The sequence below is a fragment of the Gluconobacter kanchanaburiensis NBRC 103587 genome, assembly GCF_007988905.1.
Classification (GTDB): Bacteria; Pseudomonadota; Alphaproteobacteria; order Acetobacterales; family Acetobacteraceae; genus Gluconobacter; species Gluconobacter kanchanaburiensis.
Map to the genome: position 1 here is coordinate 23,906 of NZ_BJVA01000011.1, position 15,807 is coordinate 39,712.

The window sequence follows — 15,807 nt, forward strand, 5'->3', positions numbered from 1 at the left end:
AGGCCGGGATCTCACGGATCTTAGTGGTGCCCGGTTCCTGAAAATCCCCGCCCCAGACGCCGCTCCGCCATCCGGGCCAGACGCACGAACGGCAGTCCGAGCAGGAGATACGCCAGCCCGACCATGATCCCCGTTCCGAAATAATCGTAATAAGTGGAAGACAGCCGCACATAGGTCTGGCTCAGTTCCGTCAGCGTGATGACGGAGACGAGCGAACTGTCCTTGAGCAGCGAAATGAAGTCGTTGGTCATGACCGGCACGACCGTGCGGAACGCCTGCGGCACAATCACGAGCCTCAGCGCCTGCCAGTGCGTCATATTCAGCGCAACCGCCGCTTCCATCTGCCCACGTGGTACCGAGAGAAGCCCGGCGCGGTAGTTCTCAGCTTCATACGCCGCATAGTTCAGGCCCAGCGACAGCACGCCCGCCATGAACGGCGACAGCCGAATTCCGAAAGCCGGCAGTCCATAGAAAATGAACAGCACCTGAATCAGGAGCGGGGTTCCGCGCACGACTTCGACATACACACCCGCCACGAAGCGGAGCGGCGCTGCACCGTAATGACGTGACAGGGCCAACAGCAAACCCAGCGCCACAGCCAGAATCATGGCCAGCGCCGACACGGCCAGCGTCATCAGCGCCGCCTGTCCGATTAGGGGGAGAAAACTCACATAACGCCGTGCCAGAACATACCAGCCGCTGCCGGTCGTGTTTGCCATGGCCTGTCGATATCGGTCCCATTCCGTTGGCGCAATATCCGGCTGGCTGGTGTCGCCCGTGTAATTCGCCATAAGCGGCGTCCACAGGTTCCAACGCGCCAGAATGCGATGCAGCGTCCCGTCCTTAATGATCTCGCCGAGCGCCGCATCCACCTGATCGCGCAGTTCCCGGTTTTCAGGCGAGAACGCAATCCCGTATTCCATGCTCCCGATCGGCTCGCCCACGAGCTTCATGTCCGGCGAGATACTGCCATAATAAAGCGCAATCGGTGCATCGAGCAGGATCGCATCCAGCCGCCCGTTCCGCAGATCCGAGAACGCATTCGTCTCTTCTTCATAGGACCGGACGTTCGAGCCACCCTGCCGACGCAGCATCCGCTCGGCTGTGGTGTCCTTGATCGTCCCGACGGTATGGCCCTTGAGGGCCTCCATCGTATCCAACCCATTCTGGTCGTTTCGGACGATGATGCGCTCACTCGTCACATAATAAGGACGCGAGAACAGGACGGCCGCCTTGTGCTCCGGCGTCATTTCGATGCCGTCCAGCACCATCCCGTACAGCCCGCGTGACAGGCCGGGGATCAGACCGTCCCAATCATTCTGAATGAACTTCGCCTTCCGGTGCAACCGTGCGGCGATCTCGTTAACCAGTTCGTACTCGAAGCCGGTCATTTGAGATTCATGGGCCGGATCGTGGAAGACGTAAGGCACATTCGCCTCACCATCCGATGCCCAAAGCAGCTCCTGCGATGCAACGGGCGCATCTGCCAGCGCGGTGGAAACAGGGCTGATGGCAAGCGCCAACAGAAGTGCAAGAATTGTCTTCATCACAGAAGCGTCCGCAGGAATTGACGTGTCCGTCCCTCTTTAGGGTTGGCGAACATCAGGTCCGGATCACCGCTCTCGACGATTTCACCACCTTCGACAAACAGAACACGGTCTGAAGCCGCACGCGCGAACCGCATGTCATGCGTCACGACAAGCTGCGTCATGCCTTCGTCATCCAAAGCCCGCATCACGGACAGGACTTCCTCCGACAGTTCAGGGTCCAGCGCGGATGTCGGTTCGTCATACAGCATCACGGACGGCTTCATCGCCAGAGCGCGCGCAATGGCTGCGCGCTGCTTCTGGCCGCCCGAAAGACTGTCCGGATACCGGTCCTTGGTCGCGGCAAGACCGACTTTCTCCAGAAGTTCACAGGCGATGGACTGGGCTTCGTCCCGCGACATCTTCTTGACCTGGATCGGCGCCATCATAACGTTGTCCAGCACCGTGCGATGGGGAAACAGGTTGAAGGCCTGAAACACCATGCCGACATGGGCGCGCAATTTATGGGCATCGATCTCGTTGGTACGGCTCCAGTGTTTTCCCGTGGACGCAACCGTCACATCCTCGATCCGGACAGAGCCCGCATCCGGATGCTCCAGAAAGTTGAGGCAGCGCAGGAATGTGGATTTTCCACATCCCGAAGGCCCGATCATCGAGATCAGCTCGCCGCGCTCCACATCGAGCGACAGGCCTTTCAGAACCTCGTTCCCACCAAAGGACTTGGCGATATTCCTCGCCTGCAGCACCAGATCAGCCAGTTCCGGAAACCCTCGAAAAAAGACTTACGATCACATGATCGCGCAGCCCTCATAACGGACCTGCGCCAGCGTATCGAGACCTTAATACAGAAGGCGGCACAATTCATACGATCATCATATTCGTCCGGTCCTGAGCGCGCCCCTTGCGAAGGATGTCCGCAGGGTCTCTAAAACAGAAAGACACACACCGGGACCGAGCCAGAACCCCGTATGAGACCTTTCGATGACCAGCCCATCTGACTTTCCCATGCCTCCCACACCCGAACGCCTGCTTGATGTCGAGGACGTCACGGTGTTCCGCGGGGATCGGCTGGTGCTCGACGGCGTTTCCCTAACGCTGGATGCGGGGGACGCCATGATTCTGACCGGACCGAACGGCGCGGGAAAATCCACCCTTCTGCGCACGATTTCCGGTCTGCGCCGCCCCGATTCAGGTGAGGTCATCCGTTATGGCTCCCTCGCCTGGCTCGGACACCAGGATGCCCTCAAGCCGGGGCTGACGCTGGCGCAGAACCTCGCTCTGGCTGAAAAGCTCGGCACGAGCAGTCTGGCTGACGCACTCGACGCGCTCGACCTTACGCATTTGACGGACCTTCCCGCCCGTCTCCTGTCCTCGGGCCAGAAACGCCGCGCGGCCTTCGCCCGCGTCATGCTGTCCGGCGCTCCACTCTGGCTGCTCGACGAACCGACGGTCGGACTAGACGTCGCCAGTATCGAGCGTCTCGGCGCCGTCATGGCCGCCCATCGCGCAAAGGGCGGTGCTATGATCGTCACGACACATGTGCCGCTTCCCCTCGACAACACCCGCTCGCACGAACTGCCCTCGCTCGCGCATGTGGAATCTTTCTGGCTGTCATGACCGCTTTCCTCGCCCTGATCGACCGTGACCTCCGTCTGGCGTTCCGCTTCGGCGCCGATACACTGGCCTCGCTACTCTTCTTTATATTATGTGGCAGCCTGTTCCCGCTCGCCCTCGGCCCTTCGCCCGACCTTCTGCGACATATGGGACCGGGTATCATCTGGGTGTGCGCGCTGCTGGCCTGCCTCCTGCCGCTGGACCGTCTGTTCAGCGCAGAACTCGAAGATGGCTCTCTCGATCTTCTGATGCTAACCGGCCCGGCCCCCGCCGCCGTGGCCTTCGCCAAAATGGCCGCGCACTGGCTGACAACCGGCCTGCCCCTGTTGATAGCCAGCATCCCGCTCGGCATCATGCTGGGCGTAAAAGGCTCGGAACTGCCGCTCCTGCTGTTCGGCCTTGCAATGGGGACGATGTCTCTCTCTCTTCTGGGCGGCATGGCGGCCTCGATCGTCCTCGGTGCGCGGCGTGGCGGCGTTCTGCTTCCGCTGCTTGTTCTGCCACTGGCAACGCCCGTCCTGATCTTTGGCGCGGCCTCGTCTTATGCCGGGCAGCTCGCTACATCTCCCGCCGCCAGTCTGGATCTGCTGGGAGCGTGCCTCTTCGCCTGCCTTCCGCTCTGCCCCCTCGCCGCCGGACAAGGTCTCAAGGCTGCCGTAGGCTGAGAGAAATGTTATATCTTAACAGGATGTCATCCGGGGGCCTTTGACGCGATGACACCTTTATGAAACGACTGGATCATATTCGTTTCATATCGGGATCATCGCCATGCCCCATCGCCCCTCCCTCAGAAGCTCCCTCCTGTCCTGCGCAGCCCTGATGGGGCTTGGCCTCGGTGTCGCGCAGGCCGAGCCGGGTTATCTGCGGGAACCTTCGATTTCCGGCCAGACGGTCCTGTTCAACGACGAACAGTCCGTCTGGAGTGTTCCCCTCGCGGGCGGGCAGGCCCAGCGCCTGACGACCGTGCCGCAGGGTGCGAACGCTATCGATCCATATCCCGTCATTTCCCCGGACGGCACCCAGGTCGCTTTCGCCGCCAATTTCGACGGCCCGACCGAAATCTATGTCATGCCCCGCAGCGGCGGCACGCCGCGCCGTCTGACGTTTGAGAACGTTGCGCGCCTGAAGATCATTGGCTGGGACGCGCATGCGGGCATTCTTTATGCAAGCCCGGCGGCAACCGGTCCCTATTACACCCAGACCGTCACCGCGATTGACCCCAAGACCGGCGCACAGCACGTCTTCCCACTTTCTGGCGCGAATGATGCCGCGCTCAGCCCCGACGGACGCTGGCTTTATGCCGTCCGCTTCGGCCTCGCCACGACCGGCGATCACATGCGCGCCTATCGTGGCGGTGCGCTGTCCCAGCTCTGGCGTTTCGATCTTCAGAACGGCAAGGAAGCCGAACGCATCGGCACGCATGATGCCAACCTGATCCGCCCGATGCCCTGGCGCGACCGCCTGATCGTCATTTCCGACGAAAACGGCCGCTACAACCTCTGGAGCCTCGCCACCGACGGCACGGACGCGAAACAACTTACCCATTTCACGGATTACAGCGTCCTCGAAGCCGCAATCTCCGGCGATCACATCGTCTTCCGCAAGGGCGCGGACCTGTTCGATTTCAATCTGGCGAGCGGTGAGACCGCGCCCATCAAGGTGGATCTGACCTCCGACAATCTTCCCCGCAGCCCATACTGGCTGGAAAAGCCGACCCGCTTCCTGACCTCCTCGACGATTTCGCCCAAAGGAGAGACGGCGGCCTTCACAATGCGCGGCCATGTCGTGATCGCAGGCGCGTCCCCGCGTCGCGTCGTCGTGCTGGCAACTCCGGACAATGTCCGTCTGCGTCTTGCCCAGATCACATCGGATGGCAAATCCGTCATTGCCTTCAGCGATGTGAAGGGCGATTCCGCCCTGTGGCGCTTTGCCGCCGACGGCAGTGGTCAGGGCGAGGCCATCACCCAACCCTCCCCCACCGAACCCGTCATCCTGTCTCTCTCGCCAGATGGAAAATATGCAGCCCATACGGATCTGCTCGGTCGGCTGTGGCTGACGGACCTGTCCACGAAGGCCGACAAGCTCGTCGATAACGCAACGCTGGACGGGACCAACGTCTTCGACTCCCTGTCGTGGTCGGCGGACGGACATGTTCTGGCCTTCGTGCGCACACGCGGAACGAACCTGCGTCGTCAGATCGCGCTCTACGTTCCCGCGACCGGCCAGACGACATGGGCCACGGACGGGCGCTACGAATCCTATACGCCCAGCTTCTCCCCGGACGGCAAATGGCTGTGGTTCCTGTCGGACCGTACCTTCTCGCTCGCCAACGGCTCGCCCTGGGGAGACCGCAATATCGGACCGGCCTTCCCGAAACGGACCGGCATTTATGCCCTCGCCCTTCAGTCCGGCGAACGCTTCCCGTTCCTGCCCGCAACCGAACTGGACCCGACCGACAAGAAACCGGAGGCTGACAAGAAGAAGAGCGACGACAAGAAAAAATCTCTTCCCGCCATCGAATGGGCAGGCCTCGCAACGCGTCTCTATCAGGCTCCCGTTCCGGCTGGAGACTACGAAGGTCTCGGCGTTTCGGACGACTATCTCTTCACGATCGACAATTCCGGCTCAGGCGACGGTCCGGGCGATCTGAAGTCGATCCATATCGACAATAACGAACACAAGATCGAAACCTACGCCGCCAAGATCTCGGGCTTCGACATCACTCCGGACGGCAAAACACTCCTGACGCTCAGCCGTCGCGGCAAAAACGCGCCGGAACTGCTTCTGACGCCGTCGGGTGAAAAACAGCCCAAGGAACTGGCCGGTAAGAAAATCGAGCTTGATCGTCTGCGTCTGCGGATCGACCCCGGACAGGAATGGTCGGACGAATTCGTGGATGCCTGGCGCCTGCATCGCGATCATTATTATGACCGCGATCTGCATGGCGTGGACTGGAAAGCCGTACGTGCGCATTTCGCACCGTTCGTGGACCGTCTCGGCGACCGTGCGGATCTCGACGATCTGCTCGGCCAGATGGTGGCGGAAATCGGCGCCATGCACTCGCAACTCCATGCCCCCATGACGTTCGATCAACCGGCCTCCAGCCTTATCGCCGGTCTGGGTGCACATCTGACGCATGCGGATCGTGGCTTCCGCATCGATCATATCTATCAGGGCGACCGCGACCTTCCCGACCAGCAGTCTCCACTGGCCGCGCCGGGTGTGGATGCGCGTGACGGAGACCTTATTACAGCCGTCAACGGACAGCCCACAGCCGGACAGCCCGATCTGGGCGCGCTCCTTGCCGATCAGGCCGGGAAACAGGTTCTCCTGACACTTTCCCGCGCCGGAAAGGAGCACAAAGTCATTGTGACGCCGGTCTCCTATATGAAGGAGCGTGAACTGCGGACACGCGACTGGGAGGTCAGCCGTGCTGATATTGTCGACCGGGCCAGCCATGGCCGCATCGGCTATCTGCACCTGCAATCCATGGTCGGCGACGACATGGAAGCGTTTGCCCGCGAGTTCTATGCCAATATCGACAAGGACGGTCTGATCGTGGACGTCCGCGGCAATACGGGTGGCAATATCGACAGCTGGGTTCTCACACAGCTCATGCGTCGCCCATGGATGTTCTGGGGCCGCTACGGCAACGCACCATCAGTGGACATGCAGCAGTCCTTCCAGGGTCGTCTGATCGTCCTGTCCGATGAGATGACCTATTCGGATGGCGAGACCTTCTCGCAGGGCATCAAGTCCCTGCACATCGCCCCGCTGCTGGGCGAGCGGACCGCAGGCGCGGGCGTCTGGCTCTCGGACGGAGACCGCCTGATCGACAACGGTAATGCCCGCACGGCCGAAAATCCCTATTTCGACCTGAACGGACAGTGGCTGGTCGAGAACAAGGGCGTCTCGCCGGACATCGAAGTCGAGAACATGCCGGTCGCCACCTTCAACGGACAGGACCAGCAGCTCGACGCCGCCCTCACATGGCTGCGCAAGGATATGGCCGACCATCCGCGCCCGGTTCTCAAGCCCGAAGCCTTTCCAGCCCAGCAGCCCGCTGCGCCGAAATAAACCGGAGCATCTCTCCACAAAAAAAGGCCCCTGCCCGATCACCCGGGCAGGGGCCTTTTTCATGACATGCGGTTTTCAGAGCATCCGGTTCATAACCGTATCCCTGCGACCATAGCGATGCAGCAGCGCCGCAATGCCATGTCCGGCAATCAACACCCCCAAAATCCATGATGAAAACTGGTGCAACACATTTACCAGCGGCACGAACACAGGCGCCTTGTGGGCCAATGGCGGCAAATCGACGACCCACATCATCGGGATCGGCAGCCCATGGACCGAACTGCGCACCCACCCCGTCAGCGGGACGACCAGCATCATCGCATAAAGCGCAAAATGCCCGACCTGCACCGCCAGGCGCTCCTCTTCAGGAATATCCGAGAACATCGCGGGCGAACGATGAGTCGCCCGCCAGACAAGCCGCAGGACCGTGAGGACGATGATGAACGGTCCGATTTCCTTGTGAATCAGCAGCAGGAGCGTCTTCTGGGGCGTTGCCGCATGCGGCATGATCCGGCCCACATAAAAACCGAGCAGCCATAGCGGCACGATGATGGCCGCCATTCCCCAGTGAAATATCCTTGCGCCGAGGGAATAGCGTTCGAAAAGTGAAAGGCTCTTGTCCATACGGCGGCGGCACTCCGGAAAAACGGTTTCGCTTCCTATAACCCGTTCCCCGACCGAAACACATCTTCCCTGGGCATATGGATTTTCAAGAGGGGACAGGACGGGTAGGACATCGAGCACGCTTTTACAGGGATGTCCGATCGCCATGCTGACACTGCTTTACAACCGCGTCACCGAACTGGCCGCTTCACCTCGGGCCATCTGGTGGCTGATTGTCGTTGCCATGGCAGAAGCCTCCGTTTTCCCACTTCCTGTCGATCTGATGCTTGTTCCCATGTTGCTCGCCAATCGCGAGCGTGCATGGCTCCTCGCCACCGTCTGTACGGCTGCCAGCGTCACAGGCGGACTGATCGGCTGGGTTCTGGGGGCTTTTCTGATGAAACATGTCGGGATGCCCATCGCCCATTTTTACCATGCGGACCAACGTATCCTGAATCTTGAAAGCATGTTCCGCCATTACGGCGTCTGGATCATTCTTGCCAAAGGTCTAACGCCACTTCCCTATAAGTTCGTGACGCTCGCTGCAGGCGCTGCCCATTTTTCCCTGCTGCCGTTCATTGGCGCCAGTATCGTGACCCGCGGCGCCCGCTTCTTTCTCGAAGCCGCGCTGCTGCGCACGTTTGGCGAACCCATCCGCAACTTCATAGAAAAGCGTCTGGCGATTGTCCTGATGGCTGCCCTGCTTCTGATTGGCGCGGGAATCGCCTTGGTCGAGCTTATATAAAAATAATTTTATAAAACCCATCTGACCCATTTTTCAGGGCTTTTCCGGAAGGATTTCGAGTGCTGTTCAGCGATGCTCGTTATTCCGCGGATAAACATCGTTATCGCAATCACAAAATTAGTTAATTTTTCGACAATTAGAATATGCCAGAAAAATTCTAAAAATCAGGCTTTTAGATGGCAGAAAAAAAACACAATAACCCCAAAAATTTTCTCGTAGCATCCAAAAATTAATTAACAATATATCTGGAAATATTCTGTTTGTAGAAAACAATCGAAATTTTTCCGAAGCAAAAAAACATAAGCTCACTTATATTTGAGTTAATTTTTTATTGATTAAAATCCCTGGCAAGCATGAAGTAACGACATCCCGCTTCAGAATGTCGAATGTAAGATCACTGGCCTGGGATATTGCATTAGATTAATCCTAACAAAAGGAACTGCCATGACTTCGTATAGCGATGCTAATGCTAATTATACCGTCACGCGGACTGGACTCCTTACAAGCACTGTAGTCATTCAGGACAGTTCAGGCAGCACCCTTCAAACTCTTTCTGGTGTTTTCACTGGAAACATCATTACTGGATCCGATTCAGTAGATGTTCTCGCGAGCGTGCTTTATTCAACGTATGTCAGCGTTCCGGGATCAACAGGTGACTTCAATATTGGTATAAATGCCCTCAGCGCCCTTAATTTCTATATCGGAGGCGACACGGCTGTCAGTATTGGGGTGAGTGCCCTCTCCGGGCTGACGTTGAATGTCATCGGCGGCCAACTGACCTTTTCCAGTGGAGTTCTTGCCAGTGCATTGCAGGGCTCAACCATCAATATCAGCGAGGGCGGCACCTATGTTTCCGGCTCCAACCTTGCCAGCATCCTGACAGGATCAACCATCAACTTCGGCGCCGGTGGCGGAACGCTGATCCTCAATGGCGGCGGAACGCTGATCAATCTGAGCGGGACAAGTATTACCAACTACAATCCCAATAGAGACACGATCGAGCTTCAGGATACGGTCACCGCCATCAGCGGGTATACAATCTCCGGCACAGGATCATCACGTACCATCACCCTCTTTGGCGGCAATAACAATACAGAGATCGCAACCTACACCGTGACGCTTTCCAGCGACGCGACACTCAATACCGGAACTTATAATGCCCTGAGTTCCAGCAATAACCCACTCCAGATTACCTATTCCAAAGGCAATACCTATATCGGGGTCTGCTTCCTTGCTGACTCCATGATCCGCACCCCCTCAGGCGAAACACCGATCCAGGATCTTCGTGCAGGTGACGAAATTCTGGCGTGGCACGAAGGCAAACCCGCCGTCCGCAAGGTGGTCTGGACAGGCAGGCGCCAGGCTACCACCGCCCCCTCCCTTCCGGACGATCAGGCCGGCTATCCCGTCCGCATTCTGGCCAATGCCATCTCGGACAACGTTCCTTACAAGGACATGCTGATTACGGCGGAACACTGCCTTTTCATGGATGGACGCTTCATCCCCGTGAGGATGCTCGTCAACGGCAGATCGATCTTCTATGACCGCTCCCTTACGTCCTATGAATACTTTCACGTCGAAACCAGGGATCATTCAGTCATCATGTCCGACGGCATGCTAACTGAAAGCTATCTCGATACCGGCAACCGACACACCTTCCGGCAGGATGGAAAAATCCTTGCCATAGGCGGCCAGCACAAGAGCTGGGCAGATGCAGCAGCCCCTCTGGACGTCAGCCGGGCTTTTGTCGAGCCTCTCTATCGACAGATCGAAGCCCGCGCCCATACGCATACGGCCTGCCAGCAGCCTGCCGCAAAAACCGGTAACACCGTGATACCGCAGACAACGGATGACCCGGAACTGCATCTTGTCGCTTCGGACGGTCAGGTCATCTACCCGATGCGACAGACGAAAGACCGGACGCTGTTCATGATTCCGCCAGGTATCGGTTCGGTAAGACTTGCCTCCCGGGCGTCACGTCCATGCGACACGATTGGACCGTTTGTCGACGACCGCCGGACCCTTGGCGTGCTGGTTGGAGAAATCATTTTCTTTGATTCCGGCACGACCACCGACCTTGAAGCCCATCTGGAGCATCAGCCTCTGGACGGATGGTCCACCCCTGAAAACTCGCTCTGCCGCTGGACAACGGGCAACGCCCTCATTCCACTCGGCGAGCGGGCGCCACTCCATTTCGGTGTGCTGTCCATCACCATTCTGGCAACCGGCACCTATTCCACTGAGCCACTCAGACTCCAGGATCAGACGGCCCTGAGAGCCTGAAGTACTCCAGACCCTGCCGAACAAAAAACAGCCCCGATTTGAACCGGGGCTGTTTTTTTTATTCGGGACTTTCAGTTCAGAGCCATTCGTTCATGCGCCATGGCCTGCTCGGCGCCAAAGGACGGCCATTCCGAGCGGGTGAGCGCTTTCAGGGAGGGCGAGGACAGGCCCATCCGCTGTGCATAAAGCCATGTATAAGTCAGAGCCCGATGAACATAATCCCGCGTCTCGCCGTTGGGGAGGGTTTCCATAAAGAACAACGGATCACGCATTTCAGCCTTCTGGGCCCCCTCCCAGCGCGCGATGGCTCCGGGACCCGCATTATAAGAAGCCAGAACCCGAACCAGATCTCCGCCTTCAGGGACCCGAACCGTGGCGACCCGGCTCGACTGACCGGCAAGGTACAGCACATAAAGCTGACCGATTTCGAGATTGGACGACGGATTGCGCAGACGGTTGATCATGTCCGGAGTCACCGGGATCACGGCAACGCCATGTGAATTGTAGGTAATGCGGGATGTCGTAACAAAGCTCGCAGTGACAGGACGGATCTGCATCAGGCCTTGCGCCCCGGCACCAGACCGCGCAGCAGGATCGAAGTTGGATTCAACGCGCGTCAGAGCATAAACCAGCGCGGGATTCATCCGGAAACCGTGACTGGGCCTCAGTACCGGCAAAGGCAGCGGCGTCGGTTTCACCGTCTGCGATTCCTGATGCATGATCAGCGATGCAAGCTGTTCGGACAGATCCTCGTAACCTGCGGCCTGAGCGACAAGCTGAAGCGAACGAGAACAGGCGCTATCCGCCGCCACATCCATCCACATACGACGGATCAGGGCCTCAGCCCTTGCCCTTTCACCAACCTGCAACAGCGCATAAAGCTGACGCCCCTGCGGCATCGCACCAACCGCTTCGACATCGATTTCGGCGAGAACGGGAACGGGATCATGCAACGTGACATCCGCATCACCGTCCGGCAGGCGCGCATGACCGTGTCGCCCAAGCTCGAGGGTCTGGGAGGCGAGAATGCCATAGAATGTCTCGTGATGGATGGCGGCGCGATGCAGCCACTTCACATATCCCACCACATCATGACGCCGCCCTTCCGCACGCGCTGCCCAGAATGCCGCGGCAGCGCGAAGTTCGACAGCGGTTACAGGTGCGTTTGCGGCTGACTGGAAGAGATCATAAGCGGCCTCGATATGGCCTTCCCTCCAGGCGGCAAGGCCAGCCACGTAGGCAGGCAGACCTACCTGACTGTTACCGCGGCCAAAACCCGCACTGCCATGCCGCAGGGCTGGAAGGGTCTCCCCCTGCGACAGAAGTGCTAACGCCACCTCACCATAGAGTTGGGCTGCATAGGGAGGCGTCATCCCAGGGGTGATATCCACGAGGTGCAGCGCACTTTCCGCACCACGCAGGCCCGTCATGGCCCGCTCCTGAACCGTCCGGTCCAGTAGTGGATTGCGCACGAATGCATGCATCAGTGGATCGCCCGGAGCAGACGCTCCCTGAAGGCTGTCAGCCCGCACATCAGAGGGAAGAGGACGAACGTAGGGCTGAAGCTGCACCGTACCAGGAAGGGCAATCTTCAGGAGAAGTGCCTGTATTTTCTCGGCGTCGGGTTGCGTTGCATACTCATGCAGCCAGCTACGTAGTTGTTCGACCGAAGGATGCGCTCCAGAGGCCAGGTAACGTTCTGCCAGCACATCCGCCAGCAGGACATGATCCGTCAAAAGACGCATCTGTTCCTGAAAAACAGGGCCATTTCCGTTTCGCTGGGCCTGAAAAATCTGCCGGTAGCGATTGGCCACGGCGGCCGTCAGAGGATGGGGAAGGGAGACAGCGCCGTCTCCCCCAAGGGATGGGCGCACCTCCGCAAATGCGGTCTCGTCCCCTGCCGGCTCGGGCTGGGGAGGAAGATTCCTGGTGCTCTCCGCACGCGCCGGTGACAGTGAACCACCGGCCAGAATCAGCACGCTGACGAGCATGGCCCGAGCGGTACTGCCTGAAATGAAAGGGGGTATCCTTCGCATAGCAGCGGGTTGCTACCCGCTTTGCCTGCGCCTGGCAAGAAAATGTTAATCTTCCTACAGCCTTGGACTGGGCAATGATATAACCCAACCCCAAAACAATCCAGTGGCAAACACCTGTTCCAGCGCGTTTTTTTACGTTTTCCCAAAGTTTTTTGATAACAGAATCAGTATTCTTTTGGTCCTCATTCGTCTGAGGCAAGTTTATCCATCAAAACAAGCAGATCCTGCCATGCATTTCGCCGCGCAGCTGCGCTGGCCCGGAGCTGAAGCGGATGCCGCATCGGCAGTAGCGGCACTGGAGTCGCAAGCCCAGGCACAGAGACTTTTGTCCATTTTCCTCTCAGACGCCCCACAACCGCATCCGGTCCCAGAAGCATTCTCAAAGGCGTTCCCCCCATCGTGACCAGATAACGCGGACGTCCCAGTGCAATGGTGCGCAGCAGGAGCGGATGGCAGGCCTGCATTTCGGCCTCGCTGGGCGTGCGGCCGCCGGGGGGCCTCCAGGGAAGAGCAGGCGCCATGGAAATCTTTTCCCGCTCCAGCCCGACCGAGCGGAGCATTCTGTCCAGCAGCGCTCCTGCTTCACCCGCGAAAAGCGTTCCGGACCGGTCTTCGTCCGCGTCCGGCGCCTCCCCCACCAGCATAAAGGGCGCATCCGCAACGAGGAGCGGTTCCAGACGATGGGTTGCGGTGCGCGCAAGGAAAAGATCATCCGGCGCAGCCGTCAGCTTCATCAGCGTCGGCAGGTCGGGCGCGTCCGCGATCACGCGCAGGGACGCATTCCTGTCGGCCGTACCAACGGGCCCGGAGCGCTCACTCTCCGATTTCAGGACACGTCGCAGGTCCTCGTACGGCGATTTCGGCTCCGTCTCCGCAGACAGACGCGGCGGTAAACGCGGGGGAGCCTCTGAAAGGCGGTCCACCGGCATTTCACACAGAGCCTCGTCCGCCCCCCATTCGTACTGAAGCTGGAGCGCGGCCAGCAGTTCGGCCCGGCTCACGACTGGCTGGGGCGTCATGATCTATCCGTTCGCGTTACCTCATGGTCTCATGCCGCCAAGCGCCCGTTACAGGCCGGTTGGCGTGAGACCCCAAGAGGGGTAGTGTTTCATCCATTATGCAGATCATACGCGGCTGGCCCAGATCCCTCGACGATTTTTCCCGTCCGCTCCGTCTGGCGCTCCCCGTTCTCATGCTTGGAAGCAGCCTCACAGGAGTCTTCGCGGCCAGCATTCCTCCGGCACTCAAACCGGCCGTCAGCCCGCAAAACTCGCTGACAGGCTGGCTCATGGCCGCGACGGTCATGATGCAACGCGGAGATGTACCCGCAGCGAATGTAGCCCTGTCCCATGCCCTGCAGCTGTCACCTCATGATCTTCGTCTGCAACATGACGCCCTGCGCTATGCTGCGATGGGTGGACATCAGGCCCAGGCCGTCAGACTCGCCAATGCTCTGCCGAACCATGGCACTGGAAGCGATATCGGAACCCTGATCCTCGCTCAGGATGCCTTCTCCCGGCAAGACTGGACGGAAATGCGTCGCCTGCTGACGCGTACACCTCATCACGGCCCGCTCGTTACAGTCGCTGCACCTGTTCTGATGGCCTGGAGTCTCGCTGCGGAAGGACAGACCGAGAAAGCGCTCAATCTGCTCGCGCAGGCCGCCGCCCAGCCCGCGACCCGCAGGCTGTATATCCTGCACGCCGCCATGATCGCTGAACGCCTCCCCTCCCCCCTGCTCGCAGGGCAGCTTTATCATCGGACAGGCAATGCTCCTGGTGACCCGCTGACGCTCCAGATCCTTTATGCACAGCTTTATGGTGGCTGGCTCGAACGTCACGGTCGACACAAGGACGCCAACGATACCATCACGGCGCTCGGCGTCACCTCACCTTTAGCCTCTCTCGTCATCGGGCCGCTGCAACAGGCGCTTCCCCGTTTCAAACTACCTACCCCGGCTCTGGGGGGAGGCATCGTCAATCTCCAGATCGCACTTATGGTCACGGACGTTATCCAGCACGACGGGATTCCGCGCGATCCTGCCATCATCGCCCTGCAACAGTCCCTTTTTCTTGACCCCGCCCTGACCATGGCTCGCATTTTTCTTGCCGACACATTTCGCGAAGCCAATCAGATCTCCAGCGGTCTGTCTGAACTGAGCAGCATCTCCGCCGACGATCCGCTGGCTGCACTGGCCGCACAGGAGCGTGTCAACCTCGCCATGCGGTCCGGCGTCCCCGAGCAGGAGGCGGACGCCCTTCATCGTGCTCTGGCACTCCGGCCCGACAATCCCGAATTCCTGATCCAGCTTGCCGAAGTCGAGGACCAGCGCGGAAACCATACAACCGCCATTGATCTTTTTACGCGCGCGCTCAGTGCGTCCTCACCACGCCGCGAGACCCTCTGGCCCATCCTGCTGGGACGCGCGATGGCTGCGGAGGAAAGTGGTAACTGGGCTATGGTGCAGGATGACATGAGGCGCGCGCTCGAACTTGCTCCCGAACAGCCCGAGGTGCTCAATTTCGTCGGTTACGCCAATATCGAACATGATGTCGATCAGACACAGGCGTTGGCCATGCTGAAAAAGGCCGTCGACCTTCAGCCCACGGATGCCTCGATTCAGGACAGCTATGCCTGGGCCCTCCTCAAATCTCGTGCGGATCTCAAAACCGCCCTCCCCCTTCTTATTCAGGCAGCCGAACACTCTCCCAGTGACCCTGAAATCGGCTATCATCTTGGCGTTGCATACTGGTATCTGGGACGGCATACCGAAGCTCAGGACCAGTGGAACCAGTCCCTGGACGATAGCCCGCAACCTCAGGATCGCACCCTTCTGATGCAGGCGCTCCAGAACGGCGGCCCCCATCTCGCAGCTTTTGAACAGAAACCATGACTTTTTCAG

General features: G+C 59.2%; 11 protein-coding genes. 6 read left to right on the plus strand and 5 right to left on the minus strand.

Annotated elements, in window-relative coordinates:
• Positions 1-20 precede the first annotated feature (20 nt).
• Both GKA01_RS09570 and GKA01_RS09575 read right to left on the minus strand, forming a co-directional pair.
• Entirely contained in the window at positions 21-1,547 is a 1,527-nt protein-coding gene (locus GKA01_RS09570) for an ABC transporter substrate-binding protein/permease (protein WP_146862058.1), read from the minus strand.
• Positions 1,547-2,293, minus strand: a complete 747-nt coding sequence (locus GKA01_RS09575; protein ID WP_146862061.1) for an amino acid ABC transporter ATP-binding protein — start codon at positions 2,291-2,293, stop codon at positions 1,547-1,549. Before GKA01_RS09575 ends, GKA01_RS09570 begins: the two co-directional genes overlap by 1 nt.
• Positions 2,294-2,528: 235 nt before the next feature.
• Between GKA01_RS09575 and ccmA the strand changes: the two genes are divergently transcribed.
• From ccmA to GKA01_RS09590, 3 genes are all read left to right on the plus strand, one after another.
• A complete protein-coding gene (gene ccmA / locus GKA01_RS09580) occupies positions 2,529-3,164 on the plus strand; it encodes a heme ABC exporter ATP-binding protein CcmA (RefSeq protein ID WP_146862064.1) in 636 nt (211 codons plus the stop codon).
• On the plus strand, positions 3,161-3,826 hold the full coding sequence (gene ccmB, locus GKA01_RS09585; protein ID WP_146862067.1) for a heme exporter protein CcmB: 666 nt from the start codon (positions 3,161-3,163) through the stop codon (positions 3,824-3,826). Before ccmA ends, ccmB begins: the two co-directional genes overlap by 4 nt.
• A 103-nt stretch (positions 3,827-3,929) precedes the next feature.
• The gene (locus GKA01_RS09590; RefSeq protein ID WP_146862070.1) at positions 3,930-7,238 is read left to right on the plus strand and encodes a S41 family peptidase; all 3,309 of its coding nucleotides are present in this window, start codon (positions 3,930-3,932) and stop codon (positions 7,236-7,238) included.
• 75 nt (positions 7,239-7,313) lie between these two features.
• Here the strand turns inward: GKA01_RS09590 and GKA01_RS09595 are convergent, their stop codons facing one another.
• Positions 7,314-7,862: a cytochrome b gene (locus tag GKA01_RS09595; protein WP_146862073.1), complete on the minus strand. Its 549-nt coding sequence runs from the start codon at positions 7,860-7,862 to the stop codon at positions 7,314-7,316.
• Positions 7,863-8,007: 145 nt separating this feature from the next.
• On the opposite strand from GKA01_RS09595, the gene GKA01_RS09600 reads away from it, so the two are divergent.
• Together GKA01_RS09600 and GKA01_RS09605 are read left to right on the plus strand one after the other, a co-directional pair.
• A complete protein-coding gene (locus GKA01_RS09600; RefSeq protein ID WP_146862076.1) occupies positions 8,008-8,586 on the plus strand; it encodes a YqaA family protein in 579 nt (192 codons plus the stop codon).
• Between the two features lie 444 nt (positions 8,587-9,030).
• On the plus strand, positions 9,031-10,869 hold the full coding sequence (locus GKA01_RS09605; protein WP_146862079.1) for a Hint domain-containing protein: 1,839 nt from the start codon (positions 9,031-9,033) through the stop codon (positions 10,867-10,869).
• A gap of 71 nt (positions 10,870-10,940) precedes the next feature.
• Here GKA01_RS09605 and GKA01_RS09610 read toward each other — a convergent pair whose 3' ends face one another.
• A complete protein-coding gene (locus GKA01_RS09610; RefSeq protein WP_146862082.1) occupies positions 10,941-12,860 on the minus strand; it encodes a transglycosylase SLT domain-containing protein in 1,920 nt (639 codons plus the stop codon).
• Positions 12,861-13,087: 227 nt separating this feature from the next.
• Positions 13,088-13,924 carry a uracil-DNA glycosylase gene (locus tag GKA01_RS09615; RefSeq protein WP_146862085.1) on the minus strand — a complete coding sequence of 279 codons (837 nt, stop codon included), beginning with the start codon at positions 13,922-13,924 and terminating at the stop codon, positions 13,088-13,090.
• A gap of 98 nt (positions 13,925-14,022) precedes the next feature.
• On the opposite strand from GKA01_RS09615, the gene GKA01_RS09620 reads away from it, so the two are divergent.
• On the plus strand, positions 14,023-15,798 hold the full coding sequence (locus GKA01_RS09620) for a tetratricopeptide repeat protein (protein WP_146862088.1): 1,776 nt from the start codon (positions 14,023-14,025) through the stop codon (positions 15,796-15,798).
• Positions 15,799-15,807: the final 9 nt, after the last annotated feature.

What these genes read in the sequence shown, in the direction of transcription:
- GKA01_RS09620 (WP_146862088.1), top strand. Translation starts at nt 14,023, where the DNA reads ATGCAGATCATACGCGGCTGGCCCAGATCCCTCGACGATTTTTCCCGT.
- GKA01_RS09595 (WP_146862073.1), bottom strand. Translation starts at nt 7,862, where the DNA reads ATGGACAAGAGCCTTTCACTTTTCGAACGCTATTCCCTCGGCGCAAGG.
- GKA01_RS09605 (WP_146862079.1), top strand. Translation starts at nt 9,031, where the DNA reads ATGACTTCGTATAGCGATGCTAATGCTAATTATACCGTCACGCGGACT.
- GKA01_RS09590 (WP_146862070.1), top strand. Translation starts at nt 3,930, where the DNA reads ATGCCCCATCGCCCCTCCCTCAGAAGCTCCCTCCTGTCCTGCGCAGCC.
- ccmA (WP_146862064.1), top strand. Translation starts at nt 2,529, where the DNA reads ATGACCAGCCCATCTGACTTTCCCATGCCTCCCACACCCGAACGCCTG.
- ccmB (WP_146862067.1), top strand. Translation starts at nt 3,161, where the DNA reads ATGACCGCTTTCCTCGCCCTGATCGACCGTGACCTCCGTCTGGCGTTC.
- GKA01_RS09610 (WP_146862082.1), bottom strand. Translation starts at nt 12,860, where the DNA reads ATGCTCGTCAGCGTGCTGATTCTGGCCGGTGGTTCACTGTCACCGGCG.
- GKA01_RS09615 (WP_146862085.1), bottom strand. Translation starts at nt 13,924, where the DNA reads ATGACGCCCCAGCCAGTCGTGAGCCGGGCCGAACTGCTGGCCGCGCTC.
- GKA01_RS09570 (WP_146862058.1), bottom strand. Translation starts at nt 1,547, where the DNA reads ATGAAGACAATTCTTGCACTTCTGTTGGCGCTTGCCATCAGCCCTGTT.
- GKA01_RS09600 (WP_146862076.1), top strand. Translation starts at nt 8,008, where the DNA reads ATGCTGACACTGCTTTACAACCGCGTCACCGAACTGGCCGCTTCACCT.